The organism is Streptomyces sp. SD15 (genome assembly GCF_054462255.1).
Genome location: NZ_JBTLMO010000026.1, coordinates 39,520 through 63,842, shown reverse-complemented (window position 1 = coordinate 63,842; position 24,323 = coordinate 39,520). Strand labels below are relative to the sequence as shown.

The window sequence follows — 24,323 nt, the reverse complement described above, 5'->3', positions numbered from 1 at the left end:
GCTGACCTCCGGCGCCCTTTCTGACGGGCGCCTTCTGCGTTTTTCCGGCGCTCGGGCGCCGTTGCCCACGCCTTCACACGCGCACCCCTCCCCTCGCGCTTCCTCGCCTTCTGCTGCCCAGGAGACCACTCACCATGCGAACGTCCATGCGTACCCGCCATCGGCATTTTGCCCCGTTTGCCCTGATCACGTCGGTGACCCTGCTCCTCACGGCGTGCGGCTCCGGCTCGAACGACTCCACCGGTGGTACCGCCCAGGCCGCGGCCCACAGCGACGACGGCATCCCCACCACTGATGTCGTCTCCGCCATCAAGAAGGACGGGGCCGCGGCCGGGCTGCTGCCGTCCGGGGTGCGGAGCCTCACCGTCGCGGTCAGTGTCGGCGGTACGCCGCCCGGCACCGCGTACCTGGCCGACGGCAAGACGCTGACCGGCCAGGACGTCGACTTCACGAACGCCGTCGGCAACGTGCTCGGCATCGAGCTCAAGACGGAGCAGGCCTCCTTCGAGGCGATCCTGCCGGCGCTCGACAGCGGCAAGTACGACTTCGGGGCCAGCAACTTCGGTGTGACCGACGAGCGCCGCAAGGTGATCGACTTCGTCACCTACATCAATGACGGCCAGGGCTTCGCCACCCGCGCGGACAGCAAGCTGTCGAAGATCACCGATCTGAAGCAGCTGTGCGGACTGAACGTCGCGACCGGCGCGGGCACGACCTTCGAGGCGACGCTGGAGGACAACAAGAAGGTCTGCACCGACGCCGGCGAGAAGGCGTATCAGGTGCAGACGTACAGCGAGCAGGGCGCGATCTGGTCCTCGCTGCAACAGGGCCGCAGCGACATCGTGATGAGCACGATCAACGGACTGCGCTACGCCGTCGCCCACCAGCAGGGCGTCAAGTTCCTCAACGAGTACCACCGCCTCGACGTCGGCTTCGCCTTCAAGAAGGGCACCAAGCTTGCGCCCGCCTTCCAGGCCGCGGTGAACAAGCTCATCGCCGACGGCACCTACGCGAAGATCCTGAAGAAGTGGGGCACGACGGGTTCAGCGATCACAAAGTCCCAGATCTCCCCACCGGAGCTGAAGGACTGAGGGTTCTCCCGCAGCCCACGAACCGACACACGGCCCGTCAGAGCCCACAGTCACCACACGAGCAGCACCCACAGCATTCGCAGCACGAGCAGTCACAGTCCCGGCAGCAGCCCTCCCGCTTCTGTCGCGACCACGGCCCCTCGTATTCGTCGGCACAGCACACCTGGCAGGTGCAGCACAGCCCGATCGCGGCCGCGCACCCCGCCCAGAAACCACGCCTGCCGGGCCCCGGCGGCTGGAAGGAGGACTCACCACCGAAGGGGTTGCCACCGTCGCCGTACGGATTCCGGGCCGTGCGGCGCAGCCTGCTGCAGCGGCGGCCCGGCAGGGAACGGGGTTGTCCTCCACGGCGTCCAGGAGATGCGCGAGCCGCCCGAAGAGCCGCCCGGCCTCGGCGAGCGGCTCGGCGTTTCCGGGGCACCCGGCCAGAACCGCCGTGTGCGCGAAGGCGGCGGCGGTCGCGGTCTCGGTCGGCTCGGTGACGGTCAGCAGCGGCGTCCCGGGGCCCGCGAGCGCCTCGATGCCGAGCTGCCGGTCCGCCGCATCGACCAGCACGGCGGTGTCGAAGCCCACATCGGATCCGGTACGCGCACCCGCGGGCCCCCAGCTCGTGGCGACCCGGCGCGCGGCGAGCGCCACGGGCCTGCGGGCCAACAGCCCGTCCCCGTCGGCCACGTGGTCGCGCACCTTGGCCGAGGCCGGCACCAGCGAGACGGCGGCGGCGAGCCGCGCGCCCTCGCCCTGCGCAACGGACACGGCCCCGCCGTCCGCCGCCGCCCTCCCCCGGGCTCGGCCTGAGCCTCCGTCAAAACGGATATGAGCAGCCCGTCATAATGGGTGACGACCCGAACGAACTGCCCGTGGTCCCCGCGCAGCGCGAGGCACAGCCCGCACAGATGCGCCATCCACTGGGTCTTGAGCCCTTCACCGAGGCGATGACTGCAGGGCCTCACGATTCCGAACACGACACTCCCCCGTGCTGCGTACGACGTTGAGCCGCGGCATCGCACCGACCCCTTCGTTCACCCGTACGCCCCACCCATCACCCGAACACCGTCGAGAATCATATTTCACTCTTAGTCAGCAGCTGTACGCAGCAAGACCCTTGGGGCACGCGGGCTCTCGACGAATTCGCTGTGCACCAGTACCGTCACGAAACCCCCGCGCGGCGTCTATCCACTTGGCGCGACATCCGCATCATGGACGACCATGGGGATGCGGAAAGCAAGAAAGACCGCTGTGAGAGGAGGCGTCCATGGGATCGGTGCGCAAGGCGAGTGCCTGGCTTGGCCTCGTCGACGACAACGATGACGAGCGTTACTACGACGACGACAACTACGCCGAGGGGCAGGACTCCGGCGATGCCTGGGTCACCGACCCGCGCGTGAGGGTCGCGTCCGATACGGCGGAGGAGAAGGGCCGCCGGATCGGCACGGTCACCCCGGACAGCTTTCGGGACGCACGCGGCATCGGCGAACTCTTCCGGGACGGTGTCCCGGTCATCATCAACCTCACGTCCATGGAGCCCGCCGACGCCAAGCGCGTGGTGGACTTCGCGGCCGGCCTGACCTTCGGCCTGCGCGGCACCATCGAGCGGGTCGCCACCCGAGTCTTCCTACTGACCCCCGCCAACACCGAGATCGTCAGCGGCGAGGCCGCGGGCCGTCAGACGGGCGGGTTCTTCAACCAGAGCTGAGGCAGGGCCGCTCACCGGCCCTGCTCTCCGCGCTCGGCTCACCGGAAGGCGTCGAGTCCGGTGAGCGCCTTGCCCAGCACGAGCTGATGCATCTCGACGGTGCCTTCGTAGGTCAGCACCGACTCGAGATTCGTGGCGTGCCGCATCACCGGGTATTCGAGCGAGATCCCGTTGGCGCCGAGGATGGTACGGGCGGTCCGGCAGATCTCGATCGCCTCCCGTACGTTGTTGAGCTTGCCGAAACTGACCTGCTCGGGACGGAGCCGTCCCGCGTCCATGCGTCGCCCCAGGTGATGGGCGAGCAGAATCCCCTTGTGCAGTTCGACCGCCATGTCGGCGAGCTTGGCCTGGGTGAGCTGGAAGCCGCCGATGGGCCGCCCGAACTGCTCACGCGTCTTGGCGTACGCGACAGCGGCCTCGAAACTGGCCCGCGCGGCGCCCATCGCGCCCCACACGATCCCGTACCGCGCGTGCGACAGACAGCTGAGCGGCCCCTTGAGCCCGCTGACCTCGGGCAGCACGGCAGCGGCGGGCAGCCGCACGTCGTCGAGGATCAGCTCACTGGTGACGCTGGCCCGCAGCGACCACTTGTGCTTGATCTCCGGCGCGGAGAACCCGGCCGTGTCGGTGGGCACGACGAACCCGCGAATCCCGTCGTCGGTCTGCGCCCACACGACGGCGACCCCGGCCACCGACCCGTTGGTGATCCACATCTTGCGCCCGTTCAGAACCCAGTCCCCGCCATCGCGCTTGGCGTACGTCCGCATGGCGCCCGGGTCGGATCCGTGGTCGGGCTCGGTCAGCCCGAAGCACCCGATGACGTCACCGGCGGCCATGCGGGGCAGCCACTCCCCCTTCTGCTCCTCGCTCCCGAACCGATGAATCGCGTACATGGCGAGCGACCCCTGCACGGAAACGAGGGACCGGATCCCGGAGTCGGCGGCCTCGAGCTCCAGACAGGCGAGCCCGTACTGCACGGCACTGGCCCCGGCGCACCCGTATCCCTCGAGCGACATCCCGAGCGCCCCGATCCCGCCCAGCTCCCGCGCCAGCTCCCGGATCCCGGGCAGTTCCCCCTTCTCGTACCACTCGGCGACGTACGGCAGCACACGCTCCGCGGCCCAGGCCCGCACGGTGGCCCTGATCGCCAGGTCCTCCGCGTCCAGCAGGTCGTCGATGCCGAGGGGGTCGGCGGGGTCGAAGGACGGGAGCTTGGGGGACGCGGACATACGACAGCCTCCAGCACACTGAAACTAGCACCGCTAGTTACGATTCGCCCTGACGCTACGACGCAGTGTCCCCCACGTCCAGTACCTCCCACAGCCCGCGGCCGCCAACGACGCCCCACCCCCACAGGCAACGCCCACCTGCCGACGAACCCGAAACGGGCGCTGCGCGGGTGGGAGAACTACACAGACACGCGGGACTCCGCGACGTCCCGAGGCGCCGGAATAGCGGCAGGCGCCCCGCACTCCATCACCCGCGGCAACCGCAACGCCATCACCGCCCCCAACAGCAACAACCCCGCACTGACCAGCAACGTCACATGCAGCCCGTGCACGAAGGAGTCCCGAGCCGCATGCCGCAGGGCCTCCCCCCGAGCCCCGCCCAGCCGCGCAGCGACGTCGTACGCCTCCCCCAGCGAGTGCCCCGCCGCCGCGGAATCGCCCGCCGGAACCCCTCGAACGGACGACAGCCCCGGCGCGTATGCCGCGTTCATCACACTTCCCAGGAGCGCGATCCCGATCCCGGCACCCAGTTGGTACGAGGTCTCACCGATCGCCGCGGCCCCACCCGCCTGCGCGGGCGGCGCCTCGCTCAGCATCGACTCGTACGCCCCGAAGAGCGTCGTCTCCAGCCCGAACCCCAGCAGCAGGAACCCGAAGAGCAGCAGCCAGGTGTTGTCGTCCTTGCCCATCGCGGTGAGCGCGACCACCGCGGCCGCGGTGAGGCAGAACCCGGAGCTGACCATCGTGCGCGGCCCGAACCGCCGCAGCATCTGCGCGCCCGCGAGCCCCGCGGCCATCGCCGCGAAGGTGAGCGGCAGCAGCCGCAGCCCGGTCTCCAGCGGTGACAGCCCGAGCACCAGCTGCAAGTACTGCGCAGCGATCAGCTCGAGCCCGACAAGGGCGAGCATCGCCAGCACGATGCACCCCACCGACGTACTGAACGCGGGCCGCGAGAACATCCGCAGATCCACCAGCGGATGCGCGCGCCGCCGCTGCCGCCGTACGAAGCCGGCCATCAGCGCACCGCCCACGAGCAGCGGTGCCAGCGTGAACGGGCTGAACGGCGCCTCGCCGCCGCCGAGCCGTTTCACGCCGAGCACGAGCCCGAAGAGCCCGGCGGCGGCCATCAGAGCGCCCACCACGTCCCAGGGACCGTTGCGGTCGCCGCGCGACTCGGGCAGCAGCAGCCGCCCGATCGGCAGGCTGATGAGCATCAGCGGAATGTTGATGAAGAAGACGGACCCCCACCAGAAGTGCTCCAGCAAGAACCCGCCCAGCAAGGGCCCCACGGCCGCGCCGACCGCGGCGACCGCGCTCCAGATCCCGATCGCGAGCGCCCGCTCCCGCCGGTCGGGAAAGACCTGGCGCAGGATCGACAGCGTCGCGGGCATGATCATCGCGCCGCCGACGCCGAGCAGGGCCCGGGCGGCGATCAGGACCTGGGCGTTGTCGGCTAGCGCGGCGATCCCCGAAGCGACGCCGAAAAGCGCGTATCCCAGAAGGAGGACCCGTCTGCGGCCGACCCGGTCGCCGAGCGTGCCGAAGAGGATCAGCAGCGAGGCGCAGACGAGCGGGTAGACGTCGACGATCCAGAGCAGCTCCATCGCACCGGGCTTGAGGTCCTCGGTGACGGCGGGCACCGCGACATGCAGCACGGTGGCGTCGAGGGCGACCAGCAGGAGACTGACGCAGAGGACGACGAGGACGACCCAGCGGTTGGCACCGGCCCCGGCCTCCCGACGGCACCGCGCAGCGGCCGTGGTCGTCCCGGACATGTACGTACCTCCCAGATGTTCCCTCGCGTTCGGCGGATCCGCTGGGTGGGGACTCCCTGCGGCTGCGGCCCGGAAGATGAAGGACGAGGAGCGGTGTCCCGGGCGCACGCAACAAAGGCGAGTGAGCGGCCAGCGTACGCGAGTTCCCGTCGATGACGGGTGGCGGACCTCTCACGTTCTGCTCGCCGGGCGTGTGGCGTGCGCCACGCTTCCCCTGGTCCACCACGCACCGCGTGACCGGCCGGTTCCGTGCGCCGTCGATAATCGAGCGCGTGACCGATCTTGAGACGCCCGTCGTGACGCCTCCCCGCGGGGGCGCCCTGCGCCGCGCCGCGCCCGCCCTCCTCGGGTACGTGGGCGTCCGCGCCCTCGGCCTGATCGTCCTCGCCCTGTGGAGCGCGGCGAACGACAAGCGCGCCCACCAGCTGCTGACGGCTCGCTGGGACTCCCTCTGGTACACCCGGGTCGCCGAGTTCGGCTACGGCTGGGAGGTCCGGCTGCCGAACGGCGACGTGCACTCGAACCTCGCGTTCTTCCCGCTGCTGCCCTGGCTGGAGCGGCTCGTCTCGGCGCTCACTCCGCTGTCGTACGCCGATGCGGGCCTGCTGGTCAGCACGCTCGCCTCCCTTGCCGCGGCCTGGGGGATCTTCGCGGTCGCGGACCAGGTGTACGGGCCCCGCGTCGGCGTCTGCGCCGTGCTCGTGTGGGCGGTGCTGCCCGTCGGCGTCGTGCAGTCGATGGCGTACAGCGAGTCCTTGTTCACGGCGCTCGCCGCCTGGTCGCTCTACGCGGTGCTGACCGGCCGCTGGGTGACGGCGGGTGTGCTCGCCTCACTCGCCGGGCTGACCCGTCCGGTGGGGGCCGCGGTGGTCGCGGCCGTGTGGGTGACGGCGATCGCCTCGTTCGTGCGGGAGCGGAGCGCGCCGCCCGCAGACCGCGCCCCTGTGTGGCGACGCGCCCTCGGCATGCTCCTCGCGCCGCTCGGCGCCGTCGGCTACGTCCTGTGGGTCGGCCACCGCACCGGAGAGGGGATGTTGGGCTATCTGGACGTCCAAGGGCAGTGGGGCAACGGCTTCGACGGCGGATACGCCTTCGCCCGCTTCGTCGGCGCCAAGTTCACTTCGTTCCCCTCGGCCCTGGCCGGCATGGGGCTGATCGTCGGGGTCGCCCTGGTGATCTGGCTGTACGTGACCTGCGTACGGCAGGCGCAGCCGCTGCCCCTCCTGGTGTACGCGGGGATCGTCACCGCGCTCGCCCTGTGCGCGTCGGGCTACTTCGGCTCGAAACCGCGCCTCCTGCTGCCCGCGTTCCCTCTGCTGCTGCCCCTCGCACTGGCCCTGGCCCGGCTGCGTACGTCCAGGTCAGCGCTGATTCTCGGCGGCGTGGCGGCGGCTTCGGCGGTCTACGGGGCCTTTTGGCTGAACGGCTCGGGACCGCCGTGATCAACTCCCCGGTGACCCGGGAGCGGACGGTGAGCGGACGGAAAACTCCACGCCAGGACTCGGTGAACGAATTCAAAAGGGCGATAAAACCGAAGCCTCAGACCGATCAATGGAATTGAAGGGATCGCGCACCGAAGATTAGAGAATCATTGGAAATAAACATCGTCCTGAGAGGAATCCCACATCACATCGTCATCACAAAGCGAGTGATTGGGCCTGGAACACAGCTCACTCGCTGTAACGTCGATTGAGTGCGTACCGAAGGAAACCTCACCCGTCTGGACCGGGTCTTCGCCCGGCTGGACCGTGAGCCGGAACGACCGGCCCACATCGATGTGCCGAAGATGAGCCGGCACAGGGTTGTGCTCTTCGCAGCCACCCTGGCTTTTTACGTGGCCATCGTGTGGGCCGTGGCGATCACGTCGTGGCTGGTCCGGTTGGACTGGCAGGTCATGTTCTTCCGGCCTTACCAGCAGTGGCCGTCGATCCACGCGTTCCTCGACTACTACGTGGTGCTCGGCCAGCGTGGCCCCACCGCGGTGATGGTCGCCGCCTGGCTGGGCTGGCGCTCCTGGCGGCAGCACACCCTGCGCCCGCTGCTCACGCTGGGCGCCTCCATCCTGCTGCTGAACATCACGGTCGGCGCCGCCAAGCTCGGCATGGGCCGTCTCGGCCCGCACTACGCGATCACCATCGGCTCGAACGAGATGGGTCTGGGCGGCGATATATTTCCCTCGGGCCACACCGCGAACGCCGTCGTGACCTGGGGCATCCTGGCCTATCTGGCCTCGACCCCGCGGGCCAGGCGCTGGCTTTCCGCCCTGTCCGCCGTGACCTCGCTCGGCGTCGGCCTCACCACCGTCTACCTCGGTACCCACTGGTTGAGTGACGTGGTGCTGGGCTGGGCCGCGGGTCTGCTGATCCTGCTGGCGCTGCCCTGGTGCGAGCCGCTGATCGCCCGTGCCGAGGCCGGGATCTTCACGCTGCGCGACACCTGGCGCGCCCGTCGCGGCCTCGGGGCGCCCGCCCCGGCCGCCGCTCCGGCCCACGGTCCGGTGAGCACACCCGTCCTGGTCAAGCAGCCCGCCGTCGCGGAGGAGGAGGTTCCCGCGCACGAGACGGCGGCCGCCGCCCGCTCGCCCCGAGCGCCCATCCACCTGGCCCCCGGGCCGCACACGGCCCGCTCGGAGCGCACCCCGGTCACCCCGGCCGGCAGCCGCCGCCCACCACACTCGGACCGCACGCCGCGCGCCACCACCACGACTTCGGCGCGGCCGCTGGCGGGCGGCTGAGACGCAGGTCAGCGGGCCGGTACGCACCCACCTGCCCGCACGACGAAGGCCCCCGGCTCCGACAGGAGCAGGGGGCCTTCGCGCAGGCCGCAGGCCGCGCCGTCAGCCCTTCCAGCAGCGGGTCACCCGGCCGTCGTCGACCTCGAAATTCAGCCGCCCCACGCGGTACTCCATGGTGATGATCGCGCCGGGCGGCAGCGAGCGCACCGAGGACCAGCCGTGCTCCCTGGCACGGTTCTCGGCGCTCCTCGCCTCCAGTCCGACATAACTCTCGGGACTGTCCTTGGGCTCTGCGGGAGGGGTGGGAATGGGTGCCATGACCGCCACGTTAGGCGGCCCGCCCCGGTCGGGGAAGCCCTGCCCCGTCCCCTTCGTCACCGGTCCCTCCCCGGTCACACTTCTGTCACAGGATCACGACACGCGTTTCGGCCGAACTCCGTCACACGTACGAGGGGTTCTGTACGTGTCGGGCACTCCTTCGAACGTAATTCGGGACTATCTTGACGCCGTCCTGAATAAACCAATGGAAAGTGCGGAGACCGCCGTACGGCGATGCGTTTCCCAAGCGATCCATTCCGATTCCGGGACATGTCGCGGAAGCCGACACCGCATAGGAAATGCACGGTTCCCACACAGAACCCCCGTACACCCTCTGTCGGAGCACAGACAAAGCGCACATCGTGGCGTGAGCTTCGGGCAGGCCCACGGCGCGACGGCGAAGGGGCGAGCAATGGGGACGGACACCGCGCAGGCTACGGCGCGACCCGTACGCACGAGGCGGCCGGGACGCCTGGTCGTGGACTGGCTCACCACCACCGACCACAAGAAGATCGGCCACCTCTACCTGATCACGTCGTTCGCCTTCTTCCTGATCGGTGGAGTGATGGCGCTGCTGATACGCGCCGAACTCGCCCGGCCCGGCCTGCAGATCATGGACAACAACCAGTTCAACCAGCTGTTCACGATGCACGGCACGATCATGCTGCTGCTTTTCGCGACCCCGACCTTCGCCGGGTTCGCCAACGAGATCATGCCGCTGCAGATCGGCTCCCCGGACGTGGCCTTCCCGCGGCTGAACATGCTCTCGTACTGGCTGTTCCTCTTCGGCGGCCTGATCGTCCTCGGCTCGCTGCTGGTGCCCGGCGGCCCCGCCGCCTTCGGCTGGTTCGCCTACGCGCCGCTCAACAGCCTGGAGCGCTCACCGGGCATCGGCGCCGACATGTGGATCATGGGCCTGGCGCTGGCCGGCTTCGGCACGATCCTCGGCGCGGTGAACTTCATCACGACCATCATCGGGATGCGCGCCCCCGGCATGACGATGTTCCGGCTGCCGATCTTCACCTGGAACACCCTCTTCACCTCGATGCTCATCCTCTTCGCGTTCCCGGTGCTCGCGGCGGCGCTGCTGGTCCTCGAGTCGGACCGGCGGTTCGGATCGGTGGTGTTCGACGCGACCAACGGCGGTGCGCTGCTGTGGCAGCACCTGTTCTGGTTCTTCGGGCATCCCGAGGTCTACATCATCGCGCTGCCGTTCTTCGGGATCATCACGGAGATCCTCCCGGTCTTCAGCCGGAAGCCGGTCTTCGGTTATCTGACGCTGGTCGCCGCGACGATGGCCATCACCGGTCTGTCGATCGTCGTGTGGGCGCACCACATGTTCGCGACGGGCGCGGTGCTGCTGCCCTACTTCTCGTTCTTGTCGTTCCTGATCGCGGTGCCGACGGGCGTGAAGTTCTTCAACTGGTCCGGCACCATGTACAAGGGCTCGCTCTCCTTCGAGACGCCCATGCTGTGGGCCGTCGGCTTTCTGGTGTCGTTCCTGCTCGGCGGCCTGACCGGGGTGATCCTGGCCTCGCCGCCGATGGACTTCCACGTCACCGACTCGTACTTCGTGGTCGCCCACTTCCACTACGTCGTCTTCGGCACGGTCACCTTCGCGACCTTCGCCGGCTTCTCCTTCTGGTGGCCCAAGTTCACCGGCAAGCTGCTCGACGAACGGCTCGGCAAGATCCACTTCTGGACGCTCTTCGTCGGCTTCCACACCACGTTCCTGGTGCAGCACTGGCTGGGCGCCGAGGGCATGCCACGCCGGTACTCCGACTATCTGGCCGCCGACGGCTTCACGGCGCTCAACACCGTCTCCACGATCGGCGCCTTCCTGCTGGGCATCTCGACGCTGCCGTTCCTCTACAACGTCTGGAAGACGTCCAGGTACGGCACGAAGGTCGAGGTCGACGACCCCTGGGGCTTCGGACGCTCCCTGGAGTGGGCGACCTCGTGCCCTCCGCCCCGGCACAACTTCGTCACGCTGCCCCGGGTCCGCTCCGAGTCCCCGGCGTTCGACCTGCATCACCCCGGGTTCGCGGCGGTCCCTGCGAAGTCCGCTCCAGCGCCCGGGACAGCAGGTCCCGCGCCGTCCTGATCGCCTCGGTGGCCTCCTCCGGTTCGAGCACCTCGAACTCGAAGCCCATCATCATCACGTGAATCACCAGCACGTCGACGCTCGCGGCGCCCGTGCGCAGCACACAGCTCTCGGAGGTCTCCGCTTCGAGGACCCCCGCCGAGGGCGAGATCCGCTCGGCCGCCTCCGCCATGGGCACGAACAGCCGGACGACCCCCGGCAAGGCGTACGCGCGCGTGGAGACGCCTTTGGAGACATACGCCGCGAGATCCTCGGCCGGTGGCGTACGGGGCGTGAAGCGGGGCCCGTGCGGCGGCCTGGGCGTGATGCGGTCCACCCGGAAGGTGCGCCAGTCGTCGCGGTCGACGTCCCAGGCGACCAGGTACCAGCGGCGCTCGGTGCACACGAGGCGGTGCGGTTCGACGGTGCGCCGGGACGGGGAGCCGTCGTGGTCGCGGTACTCGAAGCGCAGCCGCTCCGTGTCACGGCAGACGCCCGCCAGTTCGGTGAGCACACCCGGGTCGACGGCGGAGAGCTGCGCGCCGCGCAGCATCGGCACGGTGAAGGCGTTGAGGGCCCCCACGCGGCGGCGCAGCCTGCCGGGCAGCACCTGTTCGAGCTTGGCGAGGGCGCGTACGGAGCTCTCGCCGATGCCTTCGATGCCCTGCCCGGCGGCCGTGCGCAGCCCGACCGCCACGGCGACCGCCTCGTCGTCGTCCAGGAGCAGCGGCGGCAGCTCGGCCCCCGCACCGAGCTGATAGCCACCTCCCGTGCCAGGGCTGGCGTTGACCGGATAGCCCAGCTCGCGCAGCCGGTCCACATCGCGGCGCACGGTGCGGGGCGTGACACCGAGGCGGTCCGCCAGGTCGGCGCCGGACCATTCGCGGTGGGCCTGCAGCAGCGACAGCAGGCGCAGCAGTCGTGCCGATGTCTCCAACATGGCTCCGAGTCTGCCAGCCCTTGCGGACAGCGACTGTCCGCAAGGGCCCCGGTCGGCTTGCGCACATCAGGGCTCGTAGGACAGTTGCCGCACGTCGAAGCAGTCACTGTTCATGTCGCCCTGGGAGACCCAGCCCCGGCCGTCCTCCCATCGGGCCACCGAGACGCACGTCCTGCGGGACCTCGGAGGCTCGGGCAGGCGCTCGTAGGAGACGGGGATCAGCAGGCCGCCCGCGGTGTACGGCTCGCCGCGGTTCATGAAGGAGTCGACGCACGCGCGCGTGACGCCCGTCCCCGCACAGGACTTCGCCGCGTCCGTGAACCACATGGCGGCCGCCCAGCCCTCCAGCTGCCACTGGGAATGCGTCTTCAGGCCCTTGGTCGCGTCGCGGAACTCCCGAACGGCGGCGTTGCCCGTGTCCTCGTAGTTGCGGCTGGCCCCGGTCGCCCACAGGGCGTTGCGGCAGCGCGGCGCGTCTTTGTAGTCCTCCGGGACGGTGGATGTCCAATTCTGCACATTGGTGACCTTGGCGATGACATCGGCGCCGACGTCGTCCATCGCCTCGCACAACTGGGCGTTGCCGTGGGTGTCGATGGCGTCGAAGACGACGTCGGCGCCCTGTTCCTTCAGATCGGCCGCGGCGGCACGGAAGTTGGGCAGCGCGAAGTCGACCTGTTCGGTGACCACCTTGTAGCCCTCGGCCTTCAGGCCCTGGGTGACGAGCCGGGCGTACGCGGCCGACGCGGACTGGTTGTAGGAGACCACGGCGGCCGTACGGGCACCCTGTGCGCGCTTGAAGTAGCGGTAGACCTCGGTACCGCCGTACAGCTTCCCGCCCCAGCCCGGCGTCCCGCTGCGGGGCGCGAGGCTGCCGTAGATCCCGTAGAGGTGCTGATAGGTGTCGTACGCCGCGCCGATGGGCTGGCCGCCGATGTCGGGCACGCGCGCGTGGGACACCCGGGAGGCGCCCGCGTAGTCGAGGGCGGTGGTGGCGACGAGCGCGACGACCTTGTCCTCGTCGATCAGCTGGTGCACGCACGCGTTGTTGCCGACGCCGCTGCCGCCGTCGTCGCAGACGCGCACCTCGACCCGGCGGCCGCCGATGCCGCCGCGCGTGTTCAGGCGGTCGAAGTAGGCCTTCGCCCCGTCACGCGGGCCGGTGAAGGCGGAGCCGCCGACGGGGCTGGTGGCGCTGGTGATGATGCCGACGCGGAGCGGGGCGGTGCCCTGCGGAGCGGGAGTGGACCGGTGCGCGAAGTCGCTCTCCGGGAGGCGGCTGCCGCAGGCCGTGCCGAGCAGGAGCAGCAGGCCCACGGCGGCCGACTCAACAGCCGGGGCCCGGCGACTCATTGCCGCTCAACTGCACCAGCGCGCACAGTGTGTTGACGGAGACCTTCCAGGTGCCGTCCTGCTCGACGGCCGTACCGGCGGCACCCGGCAGGGCGGTGGCGCCCTTCAGGAGCAGCGCGTAGGTCACCTCCGCGTCGGTCGGCGAGGTGAACTGGACCTTCTGGACCTGGGACTGCACCTGCCGGCCCCGCTCGTCACCGCTGAAGCCCTGCAGCACCTCGCTCATCCTGGCGCCGTTCTCCAGGACGGCCTGTTTGTCCTTCAGGGAGACGGCCGGGTCGAAGAACTTCTCCCAGTTCTGCCTGACTTCCCTCTCGGCCGCCGCCGGATCCGCCGGGGCCGTCAAAGTCGCCGACGGGCTGGGCGCCGCGCTGCTGGACTGCTCCACGGAGGGCGTGGGCGGCGTCGTACTGCCACCGCCGCTGTCGTCGGTGCACGCCGTGAGGGCTGCGGCCAGGACGACGACCAACGCCGCCGCCCCCCGGCTGTTCGCCCGCCTGAGATCGCTCCCGAGAACCATCTGGCTCACCACCGGGTGTCGGTCCGGGCCGGGTGCGCCCGGTGCTTTCAGGGTCAGCTTCCAGAAGGCATAGTGCAGTCCATTGGCCGGCATGGACAGACACACGACGTCCGGGAGCCCCGATGCGGACAGCGCGACTGCGGACTGTGCACCCCGTTCTGTGGGCCGGCTGGGCGGCCCTCGCCGCCGGGGCGGTGTTGTGCGTCATCGGCTGGTACGGCGTCTCGGGCGAGCGGTACGCGGAGCGGCAGTTGCCGTATCTCGCGTCCTGCACGGTCCCCGGGGCGGCGCTGATCATCGCGGGCGCGGTGCTGCTCACGCACGGCAGGAACGCACGCGCGGCGGCACGCGTCGAGGAGTTGTACGGGCTGCTCGTGGCCGCCGAGCCCGTCGACGCTCAGGAGTCGGAGCGGACCGAGCCGGTCGCCGTCAGCGGCGAGTTGCTGATGGTGCCGGGCGGCACGCTGTGGCACCGCGCGGACTGTCCGCTGGTCGCCGGGAAGCCGGAGGCCCTGCCGGTGGACTCACGGGTCCTGGCGGGCGGGGAACTGGGCCCGTGCCCGATCTGTGAGCCGCCCGCAGCGGAGCGGTGATGAGCTCGCTGACGTACGACCTCACCCTGGCCGGGCTCTCGGTCGGCGGCGCCGCGGCACTCACCGGGATCGGACTGATCGTCACCCACCGGGCGACCGGGGTGCTCAACCTCGCGCATGGCGCGATCGCGATGGTGTGCGCGTATCTGCTGCGCCAGTTCACGGTGGAGTGGGGCTGGCCGCTCGCGCTCGGCGCGGCGGTGACGCTGCTCCTGGTGGCCCCGGCGATCGGCGTGGTCCTGGAACGCCTCGTCTTCCGGCCCCTGTCCGTCCGGGGCGGCGACCCGGCGCAGACCCTCGTGGCGTCCATCGGGGTCTTCGTGCTGCTGGTCGGCGGGGCCGCGCTGGTGTGGGGCTCGGGGGCGCGCGCGGACGCGCCGACGCTGGTGTCGGCGGATCCGTGGGGGCAGTTGGCGGTGGCCGTGGTGCTGGCGGTGGGAGTCGGGGCCGTGACGCGGTGGACACGTTTCGGCCGGGAGCTGCGGGCCGTCGTCGACGACCGCTCACTGGCCGTGCTCGGCGGCGTCGACGCGGACCGGGTGGCCGCGGCGGGTTGGGCGTTCGGCTCGTTCACGGCGGGCCTGACGGGCGTGCTCCTCGCCCCGTACGTACGGCTCGACCCGTACGGCATGCCGTTGCTCGTCATGGAAGTGATGGCGGTCGCGGTGGCCGCCCGGATGCGCAGCCTTCCGGTGGCCGTTGTGGTGGCGCTGGGCCTCGGGGTCGCGCAGAGCCAGTTGACGCGACTGCATCCGTCGGGCCGGGCCGAACCACTGCTCCAGGCCGTCGGCGCCAACCTGTTCGTGGTCGCTCTGCTGATCGCGGCCCTCGCCCTGCCGGGCATCGGCGACCGCGACGCGCTGCCGCGCACCGCGACGGCCCGCGTGGCGACGCCACCGGGCGCGTGGGCCGTGGCGGTCGTCCTGTTCCTGCTGCCGCTCGGCTTCGCGGGCTCGGACCTGCATACGTCGGTGCAGGTGCCGGCGCTGGGCGTGGTGCTGCTGTCCCTGGTCGTCGTCACGGGCCGCGGCGGCCAGATCTCGCTCGGGCAGGCGGCGTACGCGGGTCTGGGCGCCCTCTTCACCGCGCTGCTGGCGGCCGGCCGCTTCCCCGGCCTGCCGCGGCTCCCGGAACTGGCCGCGCTGGCGGTCGCCGTGGTCCTGGTCGCGCCGCTCGGCGTCCTGACCGGCTGGCCGGCCATCAGCCGCCACGGACTGGCACTCGCGCTCGCCACCTTCGCGGTGGGCGTGGGGGTGAGCCGTTTCGTCTTCGCCCAGCCGTACGCGACGTCGGGCCTGTCCCTCGACCGCCCGACCGGCTTCGACGGCGACCGCGCCTACTACGTCCTCGAACTGGCCCTGCTGGCAGCGGCGTTGTCGGCGGCTCACATCCTGCGCCGCGGCCGCACCGGCCGGGCCCTGGCAGCGATGCGCGACCACGAAGCGGGCGCGTCGGCGGCGGGCGTCCGCGTTCCGACCCTGAAACTCACGGCGTTCGTCGCGGGCGCCGCGCTGGCCGCGCTCGGCGGCGGCATGCTCGGCATGGGCCTGCGCGCCTTCGACGCGACGGCGTACGACCCGGTCCGCGGGCTGCTGTGGTTCGCGGCGGTCGTGGTCCTGGGCGCCGACAACGTACTCGGCGCCCTGGCCGCCGCGGCGTTGCTGGTGGGGCTCGACGCGGGGGCGCGCGGCGGGGTCGCGGCAGCTCTGATCGGAATCCTGGCCGTCCTCGTCGGCCGCTTCCCCGGCGGCCCGTACGAGGCGCTGCGCACAGCGGGTTCCCGGCTGCGGTCGGGCCGCCGGGCGACCCTGACTCCGCTGGGGGCGCGCGTGCGGCGCGGGCTGCGGCCGGTGGCGGCGAGAAGCCCCGGGAAGTTCACCCCGGCGGCGGCCACAGCACTGCCGGGCAGGAACGACGGCACGCCGAGCGGAAGCGACGGCACGCCGAGCGGGAACGACGGCACGCCGGACGGGAACGGCGGCACGCCGAGCGGAAGCAGCGGCACGCCGAGCGGAAGCAGCGGCACGCCGGACGGGAACGGCGGCACGCCGGGCAGGAGCAGCGGCACGCCGGGCAGGAGCAGCGGCACGCCGAGCGGGAACGGCGGCACGCCGGGCGTTCCGGGGCAATGGCGCCCGGGGACACCCGGGCCACGAACTGGCCGCCCCCCATCGCACCAGCCCGACCGCCCGAGCAACATGGTCCTGCGACCCGACGCGGCGCCACGGAGCGCCACCACACCACCGCCCGGCACCGGACGACCAAGCACCACCACGTCACCGGACACCACCGCACGGCCGGGCGTCAGCGGGCGCCGCCCCTCGCGTGCCCCGTCGGCACCCACCGCCCCCCACACCCTGTGCGCCCGCCGACTGCGCGTCACCTACGGCGGCTTCACCGCCCTCGACGGGGTCGATCTCGAGGTCCGGCCCGGCCGCGTCACCGCCGTCGTGGGCCCCAACGGCGCCGGCAAGAGCACCCTCTTCCACTGTCTCGCCGGGACCGTGCGGCCGGACCAGGGGCGAGTGACCCTCGGCGGGCGGGACATCACCCGGCTGGCCGCACACGCCCGCACACGGCTCGGCATCGCGCGGACCTTCCAACAACTTGCTGTTTTCCCCTCGTTGACCGTGGCCGAGAATGTTCAGGTGGGCGCCGAGCAGGGCCGCGTCGCCGATCCGGCAGCCGTGGAGCGGGCGTTGCGGCTGTTCGGGCTCGACGGACCGGTGCGGTCACTGCCCGCGGCGGGCCTGCCGACAGGGACGCTGCGCCGGGTCGAGCTGGCGCGAGCACTCGCGGGGAGTCCGCGCGTGCTGCTGCTCGACGAGCCCGCCGCGGGTCTGGACACCGCCGAAATAACTGCACTCGCCCGCGTGTTGCGGGCCCTCGCCGCAGACGGCACGGCCCTGCTCGTCGTCGAGCACGACCTCGACCTGATCGCCGACCTGGCCGGTGTCGTCCATGTCATGGCCGCCGGACGCATCGTCACCTCCGGCCCCGCCGACCGCGTACTCGACGCCCTTGAGACGAGGCCCGACGGATGACCATCGCCCTGCGCCACGCGCGCGTGCGCTACGGCCCCCTGGAAGCCCTGCACGGCGTGTCCCTCGTCGCGCCGGGCCCCGGCCTCACCGTGCTGCTCGGCCGCAACGGCTCGGGCCGTACGACCGCGCTGCGCGCCCTCGCGGGCGCCGTGGCGCTGTCCGGCGGCGCCGTCGTCTGGGACGGCACGGACGTGACCCGGCTGCCCGCGTACGAACGGGCTCGGCGCGGGTTGTGCCTCGTCCCGGAGCGCCGGGCCGTCTTCGGTTCGCTCACCGTCCGCGAGAACCTGGAGCTGGCCGCGGCCGACCTCGCTCCCGCCCTCGACGCCTACCCGTGGCTGGAGCCCCTCCTCCCGCGCCGGGCCGGCACCCTCTCCGGCGGCGAGCAGCGCATGCTCGCCCTCTCCCGTGTCTTGCCGGCCCGCGCGCGCGTGGTGCTCGTCGACGAGCCCGCGCAGGGCATGTCGCCGGCGGTCGCGGCCCGCACGTACACCCTTCTGAGTGGCCTCGACGCCTGCGTGGTGCTCGCCGAACAGCGGTTGCCGCCCGGTCTGCGCGAGCGGGCGGGCCGGACGACGTACGTCCATGAACTGCGCCGTGGCGCGGTCGTGTTCAGCGGAGAGGCGGCCGAACTGACGCGCGAGGCAGCGGCGGCCCGAACAACACGCGGCCCAAGAACCGAGAACCGCCCGAACCCTTCGGGATGACGAGCAGCGTGCCCGTGTTCAGCCGGTCCGGACTTGGTCCGATGATCTTCTTGTTGGCCTCGTAGAGCGCCTTCCAGCCGCCCTTGACCTGATACTTGCGGGCGATCGACGTCAGCGTCTCACCGGCCTTCACCGCATACATGCGGCCCTTCAAGTTGTACCTCTTGGCACAGACGGGCCAGGCCTCCCACCCCTGGACGGCCACCACCTCCTGAGCGACCTTGATCTGCTCCGCGCGCGAGGCGAGATCCGCGCGCGGGGCGTACGCCAGGCCGCCGAACTTCTCCCAGGTGGGCTGCCAGAACTGCAGCCCACCGTAGAAGCCGTTCCCGGTGTTGATGTGCCAGTTTCCGCCGCTCTCGCACTCGGCGAGACAGCCCCAGGGCCACTCGTCCTTCGCGCAGTCGTACGACACCCGCACGGCCTGCGGGTCGGGCAGCGGCGGCGGGGGCGCGGCGGCCGCCCCCGACGGAACGAGGACGGCCAGGACGGTGGCGGCGACCACGGCCGCGCACCAACTGCGCTTGTTCGACACGGGGTACATCGGTCCACGCTAAGCAGCGCGCCCCGTCCGCTCGTTGAGCCGCGCCCGGCCCGCCCGGGGCCCCACCCGGTCGGACGACCGGGCAGGGCCCGTACCCAGGGGCTGGGGGGGGGAGCCGGACTCAGAGGTCGAGCCGCTGCCCGGGCACGATCAGGTCGGGATCACCGCCGATGACCGCCCGGTTGGCGGTGTAGATCTCCCGCCAGGTGGTCCCGTGCCGCGCCGCGATGCCGCTCAGGGTGTCGCCGCCACGGACGGTGTAGTCGCCACGGGACACGTCACGGTTCGTGTGACCGGACGCGCGTGCCGGCGCCTTCGACGGGGCCGACTCAGGTGTCGACTTCGAAGGAGCCGACTTGGGTGATGTCGACTTCGGTGTCGACTTCGTGGCGGCCGACCCTCCGGTCGACTCAGCGCCCGAGGACGCCGGAGCGCTTCCGTACGCTCCGGCCCGCGCCGAACAGGTGGGCCAGGCGCCCCATCCCTGTGCGCGCTGGACCTTGGTGGCGACGGCTATCTGCGCACCCTTGGAGGCTTTGTCGGCGGTCGACGCATAAGCCGTGCCGCCGTAGGCGCTCCAGGTGCCGGCGGAGAACTGCAGTCCTCCGTAGTAGCCGTTGCCGGTGTTGATGTGCCAGTTTCCGCCGCTCTCGCACTGGGCGATGCGGTCCCACACTCCGCTGTCGGCCGCGGCGGCGTTGCCGGTCGCGGCGAGCAGTCCGAGCGGGGCGAGCAGGGCCGCCCCGGCGAGAACCGCCGTCGTACGCGTCGTACGAACCTTACGAGTGTTGTCGGCACATGCGGACATGTAGTTCCCTCTCGAAACACCCGGGGTCCCCCAAGGCGGGGCACGGCTTCCTGCGCGTAGGACGCGGTCGTCGTGCTCCGCCCCGCCCGCCGGAGGTGGTGCTGCGAACCTGCTGTGCGGTTCGGCCGGCGGACGTTCCCGAGCGGTGCTCGTTGCACACGGCTGAGAAATCTAGAGAGCCTGTCGCCCCGATATCAACCAACTCCTTGTCATTCGAGGCCAGTTCGCGGTTACCGCGGGTATCGTCGATTTTCGGCCAGCCCCTTCATCAGCCGATTTCCGGATTTGTCGACCACTCACTTCGGCGATCTGTGACCCACCTCACCGGTTCAACTTCCCGTGAGGTCACAGAAGTTGGCTTGGAGTAACGGATTCCGCACGCGGCCTCACCCTGCGCGCCGGATGGTTCGATTCCGTTCGCCCTCGGGCGTGACTCCGGCCACAGATCGCCCGTTGTCATCTTCATGAGCCGGGGCCCCCGGCTTCATGGGCCGGGAGCCACCCGGCATCGCCACGCACCGCATCCCGAGGAGCCACCGTGCCGCGCATGCTCGACGTCAGCGACGACGTACGCGCCGAGATCGGCGACGAAGAAGCCGACCGGCTGCTCGCCGGAGAGAACGCCCCGGGCAGTTACGACTGCACGTCCTGCCGCACCCCGGGCGACTCGCAACAGGAGCGCACCAGCACCGTCCTGTTCATCGGCGACGAGACCGCCGTCCTCGCCTTCGCCCATGCCACCTGTCTGCCCTCACAGGTGGTCGAGGTCACCGAGGAGCAACTCCAGGGCGCCGTCCGCTCCATCAACGCCGACGGCGCACCCGCCGCGGCCGTCCCCGAGCAGGCCGTGCTCGGCGTCACCAGCGGACTCGTCCTGATCAGCGGCGAATTGCACCCGGCGCTCGTCGTCGAGCCGACCGGCCCCATCGTGCGCCCCGGCTCGACGGACATCGGCGACGACTTCCTGCCCCTCCTGATCGAGCAGGGCTTCATGCCGCTGACCGAGCTGAACTCGGTGCCACCCGTGCTGCACGGCTGGTCCGTGCTGCTCGCCATGGGCCAGCTGCACGCGGTGCTGCAGCCGGGCACCGGCGGCGGCTCGCCCGTCGCCTGGTGGCAGGCGCACCAGGCGCTCCAGGTCGCCGACAGCTGGCGGGCGGCCGCCAACAAGCACCAGCAGGTACTGCTGTTCGCGGCCCCGGTCGGCTCGATCGGCCGCCAGCCCCGCGAGGACCTGCTGCGCGACGCGCTGGACAAGGCGGCGGCCAACGGCAAGCTGGTGGCGGCGGCCATGCCGCTCGCCGGCACGTGAGCGCTCTGCCGGGTTGGGCCGGGTGACACGGGATCGGGGCCCGACGTGCTCCGGGTGGCCTGCGAAAGCAGGGGGATGGCCGCATCCGTTGGGCGGTGGGGTCGTTGGCACGTACGTGCACACCTACGACGCCCCCCGCCGCCAGCCCTTCCAGCCGATCCGGTCCGCGCGACCGGCTCAGGATCTTCCGGGCGGCCCATCGGCCACGCCGATCTACGACGCGCTCTACACCGAGTGGGTCAGATCGTTCAGGGCCCTGCCCGGCGACCGCCACGGCGAAGAGGATCTGGTCTTCACGGCTTTCGGGAGCCTGCCGCACGGATCGAGCGTGTACAGCACGTCCTCGTACAGCTCGTACAGCGCCGGGGCCCACTCCGCGCGTCACGTCGCCACGGCGACGGCCGTCTGGCAGCCGAGCGCACTGCAGCACAGCACGGGAATGCACCACATCCCGGCCGCACTGCCGCCCGCGCCCCGCAGGGGACTCTGAAGGACAACGAGAAACGGTAAGGGGCGGCTCCCGGGGGAGCCGCCCCTTACCGTTACCTCTGTCTCTGCCGCTACTTCTTCTTGCTGCCGCGCTTCTCGCGCACCCGCACCGAGATATGGATCGGCGTGCCCTCGAAGCCGAACTCCTCGCGCAGTCGGCGTTCGATGAAGCGCCGGTAGCCGTGCTCGATGAAGCCGGAGGCGAAGAGCACGAACCGCGGGGGCTTGGTGCCCGCCTGCGTGCCGAAGAGGATGCGAGGCTGCTTACCGCCGCGGACCGGGTGCGGGTGGGCGGCGACCAGCTCGCCGAGGAAGGCGTTCAGGCGGCCGGTCGGGACGCGGGTCTCCCAGCCGTCCAGGGCAGTCTCGATCGCGGGGACGAGCTTCTCCATGTGCCGCCCCGTGCGCGCCGACACATTGACGCGCGGCGCCCACGCCACCTGGAGGAGCTCGGTCTCGATCTCCCGCTCCAGGTAGTAGCGGCGCTCCTCGTCGAGGGTGTCCCACTTGTTGAAGGCGAGGACGATCGCGCGCCCGGCCTCGACGGCCATCGTGACGATGCGCTGGTCCTGGACGGAGATGGTCTCGGACGCGTCGATCAGGATGACGGCGACCTCGGCCTTCTCGACGGCGGCGGCCGTGCGCAGCGAGGCGTAGTAGTCGGCGCCCTGCTGCAGGTGGACGCGCTTGCGGATGCCCGCCGTGTCAACGAACTTCCAGGTGACACCGCCGAGTTCGATGAGCTCGTCGACCGGGTCACGGGTGGTGCCCGCGACCTCGTTGACGACCACGCGGTCCTCGTTGGCCACCTTGTTCAGCAGGGACGACTTGCCGACGTTCGGGCGGCCGATGAGGGCGATACGGCGGGGACCGCCGACCGCTGCGCCGAAGGTCTGCGCCGGGGCCTCGGGCAACGCCTCCAGGACGGCGTCCAGCATGTCGCCGGTGCCGCGTCCGTGCAGGGCGGAGACGGGGTGCGGCTCGCCGAGACCGAGGGACCAGAGATACGAGGCGTCGGCCTCGCCGCTCGGGCCGTCGACCTTGTTGGCACACAGGACGACGGGCTTGCCGGCCTTGCGCAGGAGCCGTACGACCGCTTCGTCGGTGTCGGTGGCGCCCACCTTGGCGTCGACGACGAAGACGACCGCGTCGGCGGCCTCGATCGCGTACTCGGCCTGCGCGGCCACGGACGCGTCGATGCCGAGGACGTCCTGCTCCCAGCCGCCGGTGTCGACGAGCTTGAAGCGGCGGCCCGCCCACTCCGCCTCGTAGGTGACGCGGTCACGGGTGACGCCGGGCTTGTCCTCGACGACGGCCTCGCGGCGCCCGATGATGCGGTTCACCAGGGTCGACTTGCCGACATTGGGACGGCCTACGACGGCGAGGACGGGCAGCGGACCGTGGCCCGCCGCCTCGATCGCGCCCTCGACGTCCTCGATGTCGAAGCCCTCTTCCGCGGCGAGCTCCATGAACTCCGCGTACTCGGCATCGCCAAGCGCCCCGTGCTCGTGCTCGGCCGGGCCGGCCGAGCCGTCGGGCTGGATGTGGTCGTTCATGAAGTCCGTACCTCGTCGTTCATTCGTGGTGATCGGTGGACCACCCGCATATCGGGTGATCCACTACTCAAGTGTCGCCTAGTGCCCGGTGGGGCGCCCAGCGTTTTCCGCGTACCCGACGCTTTCCCGGCGTCCGGTCAGACGCCTGGCGTTGTCCAGGTGGACACTCAGCTGCTTCTGGATGCGCGCGGTCGCTTCGTCCAGTGCCTTACGCGTACGTCGTCCGCTGCCGTCGCCCGCCTCGAAGGGATCGCCGAAGACGACGTCCACCCGGCTGCGCAGCGGGGGCAGCCCCTTTATCAACCGGCTGCTCTTCTCGGAACTTCCCAGCACCGCCACCGGGACGATCGGGGCGCCGCTGCGTACGGCGAAGTACGCGAGCCCGGCGCGCAGCGAGGCGAAGTCTCCCTCGCCACGGGTGCCCTCCGGGAAGATCCCGAGGACGCCGCCGTCCGTGAGGACGCCCAGCGCCTGGGTGATGGCCGTCCGGTCGGTGGTCTCCCGGTCCACCTTCAGCTGGCCGATGCCGAGCAGGAAGGGGTCGAGCGGGCCGATGAACGCTTCCTTCTTGATCAGGAAGTGGGTGGGCCGGGGCGCCACGCCCATGACCATCGGGCCGTCGATGTTGTGGGAGTGGTTCACGGCCAGGATCGCCGGGCCGCTCGCAGGAACCCTCCAGGCACCGAGCACGCGCGGCTTCCACAGCCCGTACATCAGGCCGACCCCGATGCGCCGCCCGATCTCTGCGCCCCTCTCGGACGGAGCCGTCACTTCGCGGCCCGCTTCTCCTCGACGAGGGTGACGACGCACTCGATGACCTGCTGGAGCGTGAGGTCGGAGGTGTCCACCTCCACCGCGTCGTCCGCCTTGGCGAGCGGGGAGGTCTTACGGCTGGAGTCGGCCGCGTCGCGCTTGATGAGCGCCTCGCGGGTGGCGTTGATGTCCGCACCCTTCAGCTCACCGCTGCGGCGGGCGGCGCGGGCCTCTGCGGAGGCGGTGAGGAAGATCTTCAGGTCGGCGTCGGGCAGCACGGTGGTGCCGATGTCACGACCCTCGACGACTATCCCGCTCTCCGCGCCGGCCGCGATCGAACGCTGCAGTTCGGTGATCCGGGCGCGCACCTCGGGCACCGCGCTGACCGCGCTCACCTTGGAGGTGACGTCCTGCGTGCGGATCGGACCCGCGACATCGGTGCCGTCCACCGCGATGGTCGGCGCGGACGGGTCCGTCCCGGACAGGATCTCCGGCTTCTCGGCCGCCGCGGCGATCGCGCCCGGGTCCGTGACATCGATCCCGTTGCTCACCATCCACCAGGTGATCGCCCGGTACTGGGCACCCGTGTCCAGGTAGCTCAGCCCCAGCTGCGCGGCCACGGCCTTCGAGGTGCTCGACTTGCCCGTGCCGGAGGGGCCGTCGATGGCGACAATCACTGCCGGGGCGGTCCGGGCGGCGCCGTTTTCCACGGTGGGGACACCTTCCTGGTGCGAGGTGGAGGTCTACACGGGACACGATCGCGCCCCGCACAAGGTTACTG

General features: G+C 70.9%; 21 protein-coding genes and 1 pseudogene. 10 read left to right on the top strand and 12 right to left on the bottom strand.

Going from position 1 to position 24,323, the window contains the following annotated elements; genetic code table 11:
* Positions 1-134: 134 nt before the first annotated feature.
* Positions 135-1,091 (top strand): ABC transporter substrate-binding protein, encoded by a 957-nt coding sequence (locus ACX28W_RS24980; protein ID WP_459001577.1) that lies wholly within the window; start codon positions 135-137, stop codon positions 1,089-1,091.
* Between the two features lie 37 nt (positions 1,092-1,128).
* Here the strand turns inward: ACX28W_RS24980 and ACX28W_RS24975 are convergent.
* Positions 1,129-1,996, bottom strand: a pseudogene (locus tag ACX28W_RS24975) (hypothetical protein).
* Between the two features lie 350 nt (positions 1,997-2,346).
* Between ACX28W_RS24975 and ACX28W_RS24970 the strand changes: the two are divergent.
* Positions 2,347-2,787 (top strand): cell division protein SepF, encoded by a 441-nt coding sequence (locus ACX28W_RS24970; RefSeq protein WP_459001576.1) that lies wholly within the window; start codon positions 2,347-2,349, stop codon positions 2,785-2,787.
* A 38-nt stretch (positions 2,788-2,825) separates the two neighbouring features.
* On the opposite strand, the gene ACX28W_RS24965 is transcribed toward ACX28W_RS24970, so the two are convergent.
* Together ACX28W_RS24965 and ACX28W_RS24960 are read right to left on the bottom strand one after the other, a co-directional pair.
* Positions 2,826-4,016 carry an acyl-CoA dehydrogenase family protein gene (locus tag ACX28W_RS24965; protein ID WP_459001575.1) on the bottom strand — a complete coding sequence of 397 codons (1,191 nt, stop codon included), beginning with the start codon at positions 4,014-4,016 and terminating at the stop codon, positions 2,826-2,828.
* 179 nt (positions 4,017-4,195) lie between these two features.
* Positions 4,196-5,791, bottom strand: a complete 1,596-nt coding sequence (locus ACX28W_RS24960) for an MFS transporter (RefSeq protein WP_459001574.1) — start codon at positions 5,789-5,791, stop codon at positions 4,196-4,198.
* Between the two features lie 272 nt (positions 5,792-6,063).
* Between ACX28W_RS24960 and ACX28W_RS24955 the strand changes: the two genes are divergently transcribed.
* Positions 6,064-7,233 (top strand): glycosyltransferase family 39 protein, encoded by a 1,170-nt coding sequence (locus tag ACX28W_RS24955; protein ID WP_459001572.1) that lies wholly within the window; start codon positions 6,064-6,066, stop codon positions 7,231-7,233.
* Between the two features lie 251 nt (positions 7,234-7,484).
* The gene (locus tag ACX28W_RS24950; protein WP_459001571.1) at positions 7,485-8,525 is read left to right on the top strand and encodes a phosphatase PAP2 family protein; all 1,041 of its coding nucleotides are present in this window, start codon (positions 7,485-7,487) and stop codon (positions 8,523-8,525) included.
* Positions 8,526-8,627: 102 nt separating this feature from the next.
* On the opposite strand, the gene ACX28W_RS24945 is transcribed toward ACX28W_RS24950, so the two are convergent.
* Positions 8,628-8,843, bottom strand: coding sequence for an I78 family peptidase inhibitor (locus ACX28W_RS24945; RefSeq protein WP_459001570.1), 216 nt, complete (start codon positions 8,841-8,843; stop codon positions 8,628-8,630).
* 412 nt (positions 8,844-9,255) lie between these two features.
* Between ACX28W_RS24945 and ctaD the strand changes: the two genes are divergently transcribed.
* Positions 9,256-10,947, top strand: coding sequence for an aa3-type cytochrome oxidase subunit I (gene ctaD / locus ACX28W_RS24940; RefSeq protein ID WP_459001569.1), 1,692 nt, complete (start codon positions 9,256-9,258; stop codon positions 10,945-10,947).
* On the opposite strand, the gene ACX28W_RS24935 is transcribed toward ctaD, so the two are convergent.
* The 3 genes from ACX28W_RS24935 to ACX28W_RS24925 all read right to left on the bottom strand — a co-directional run bounded on the left by ACX28W_RS24935 (position 10,829) and on the right by ACX28W_RS24925 (position 13,748).
* Entirely contained in the window at positions 10,829-11,866 is a 1,038-nt protein-coding gene (locus tag ACX28W_RS24935) for a helix-turn-helix transcriptional regulator (protein WP_459001568.1), read from the bottom strand. The genes ctaD and ACX28W_RS24935 overlap by 119 nt on opposite strands.
* A gap of 66 nt (positions 11,867-11,932) precedes the next feature.
* Entirely contained in the window at positions 11,933-13,216 is a 1,284-nt protein-coding gene (locus ACX28W_RS24930) for an ABC transporter substrate-binding protein (protein WP_459001567.1), read from the bottom strand.
* Positions 13,191-13,748, bottom strand: coding sequence for a hypothetical protein (locus ACX28W_RS24925; protein ID WP_459001626.1), 558 nt, complete (start codon positions 13,746-13,748; stop codon positions 13,191-13,193). Before ACX28W_RS24925 ends, ACX28W_RS24930 begins: the two co-directional genes overlap by 26 nt.
* A gap of 110 nt (positions 13,749-13,858) precedes the next feature.
* Here ACX28W_RS24925 and ACX28W_RS24920 point away from each other — a divergent pair, with 110 nt between their 5' ends.
* From ACX28W_RS24920 to ACX28W_RS24910, 3 genes are read left to right on the top strand one after another with little or no spacing between them, the layout of a single operon-like run.
* Entirely contained in the window at positions 13,859-14,329 is a 471-nt protein-coding gene (locus ACX28W_RS24920) for a hypothetical protein (RefSeq protein ID WP_362068663.1), read from the top strand.
* On the top strand, positions 14,329-17,373 hold the full coding sequence (locus tag ACX28W_RS24915) for an ABC transporter permease subunit (RefSeq protein ID WP_459001566.1): 3,045 nt from the start codon (positions 14,329-14,331) through the stop codon (positions 17,371-17,373). The genes ACX28W_RS24920 and ACX28W_RS24915 overlap by 1 nt, the downstream gene beginning before the upstream one ends.
* Positions 17,370-18,080, top strand: a complete 711-nt coding sequence (locus ACX28W_RS24910) for an ATP-binding cassette domain-containing protein (RefSeq protein ID WP_459001565.1) — start codon at positions 17,370-17,372, stop codon at positions 18,078-18,080. Before ACX28W_RS24915 ends, ACX28W_RS24910 begins: the two co-directional genes overlap by 4 nt.
* On the opposite strand, the gene ACX28W_RS24905 is transcribed toward ACX28W_RS24910, so the two are convergent.
* Both ACX28W_RS24905 and ACX28W_RS24900 read right to left on the bottom strand, forming a co-directional pair.
* The gene (locus tag ACX28W_RS24905) at positions 17,986-18,624 is read right to left on the bottom strand and encodes a transglycosylase family protein (protein WP_459001564.1); all 639 of its coding nucleotides are present in this window, start codon (positions 18,622-18,624) and stop codon (positions 17,986-17,988) included. The genes ACX28W_RS24910 and ACX28W_RS24905 overlap by 95 nt on opposite strands.
* Positions 18,625-18,745: 121 nt before the next feature.
* Entirely contained in the window at positions 18,746-19,432 is a 687-nt protein-coding gene (locus ACX28W_RS24900; RefSeq protein WP_459001563.1) for a transglycosylase family protein, read from the bottom strand.
* 538 nt (positions 19,433-19,970) lie between these two features.
* Between ACX28W_RS24900 and ACX28W_RS24895 the strand changes: the two genes are divergently transcribed.
* Together ACX28W_RS24895 and ACX28W_RS24890 are read left to right on the top strand one after the other, a co-directional pair.
* Entirely contained in the window at positions 19,971-20,744 is a 774-nt protein-coding gene (locus ACX28W_RS24895; RefSeq protein WP_362068648.1) for a hypothetical protein, read from the top strand.
* Between the two features lie 115 nt (positions 20,745-20,859).
* Entirely contained in the window at positions 20,860-21,234 is a 375-nt protein-coding gene (locus tag ACX28W_RS24890) for a hypothetical protein (RefSeq protein WP_459001562.1), read from the top strand.
* 70 nt (positions 21,235-21,304) lie between these two features.
* Here the strand turns inward: ACX28W_RS24890 and der are convergent, their stop codons facing one another.
* The 3 genes from der to cmk form a co-directional block, all read right to left on the bottom strand.
* A complete protein-coding gene (gene der, locus ACX28W_RS24885; protein ID WP_459001561.1) occupies positions 21,305-22,789 on the bottom strand; it encodes a ribosome biogenesis GTPase Der in 1,485 nt (494 codons plus the stop codon).
* Between the two features lie 78 nt (positions 22,790-22,867).
* On the bottom strand, positions 22,868-23,599 hold the full coding sequence (locus ACX28W_RS24880; RefSeq protein ID WP_459001560.1) for a lysophospholipid acyltransferase family protein: 732 nt from the start codon (positions 23,597-23,599) through the stop codon (positions 22,868-22,870).
* Positions 23,557-24,252, bottom strand: coding sequence for a (d)CMP kinase (gene cmk / locus ACX28W_RS24875; protein WP_459001559.1), 696 nt, complete (start codon positions 24,250-24,252; stop codon positions 23,557-23,559). Before cmk ends, ACX28W_RS24880 begins: the two co-directional genes overlap by 43 nt.
* Positions 24,253-24,323: the final 71 nt, after the last annotated feature.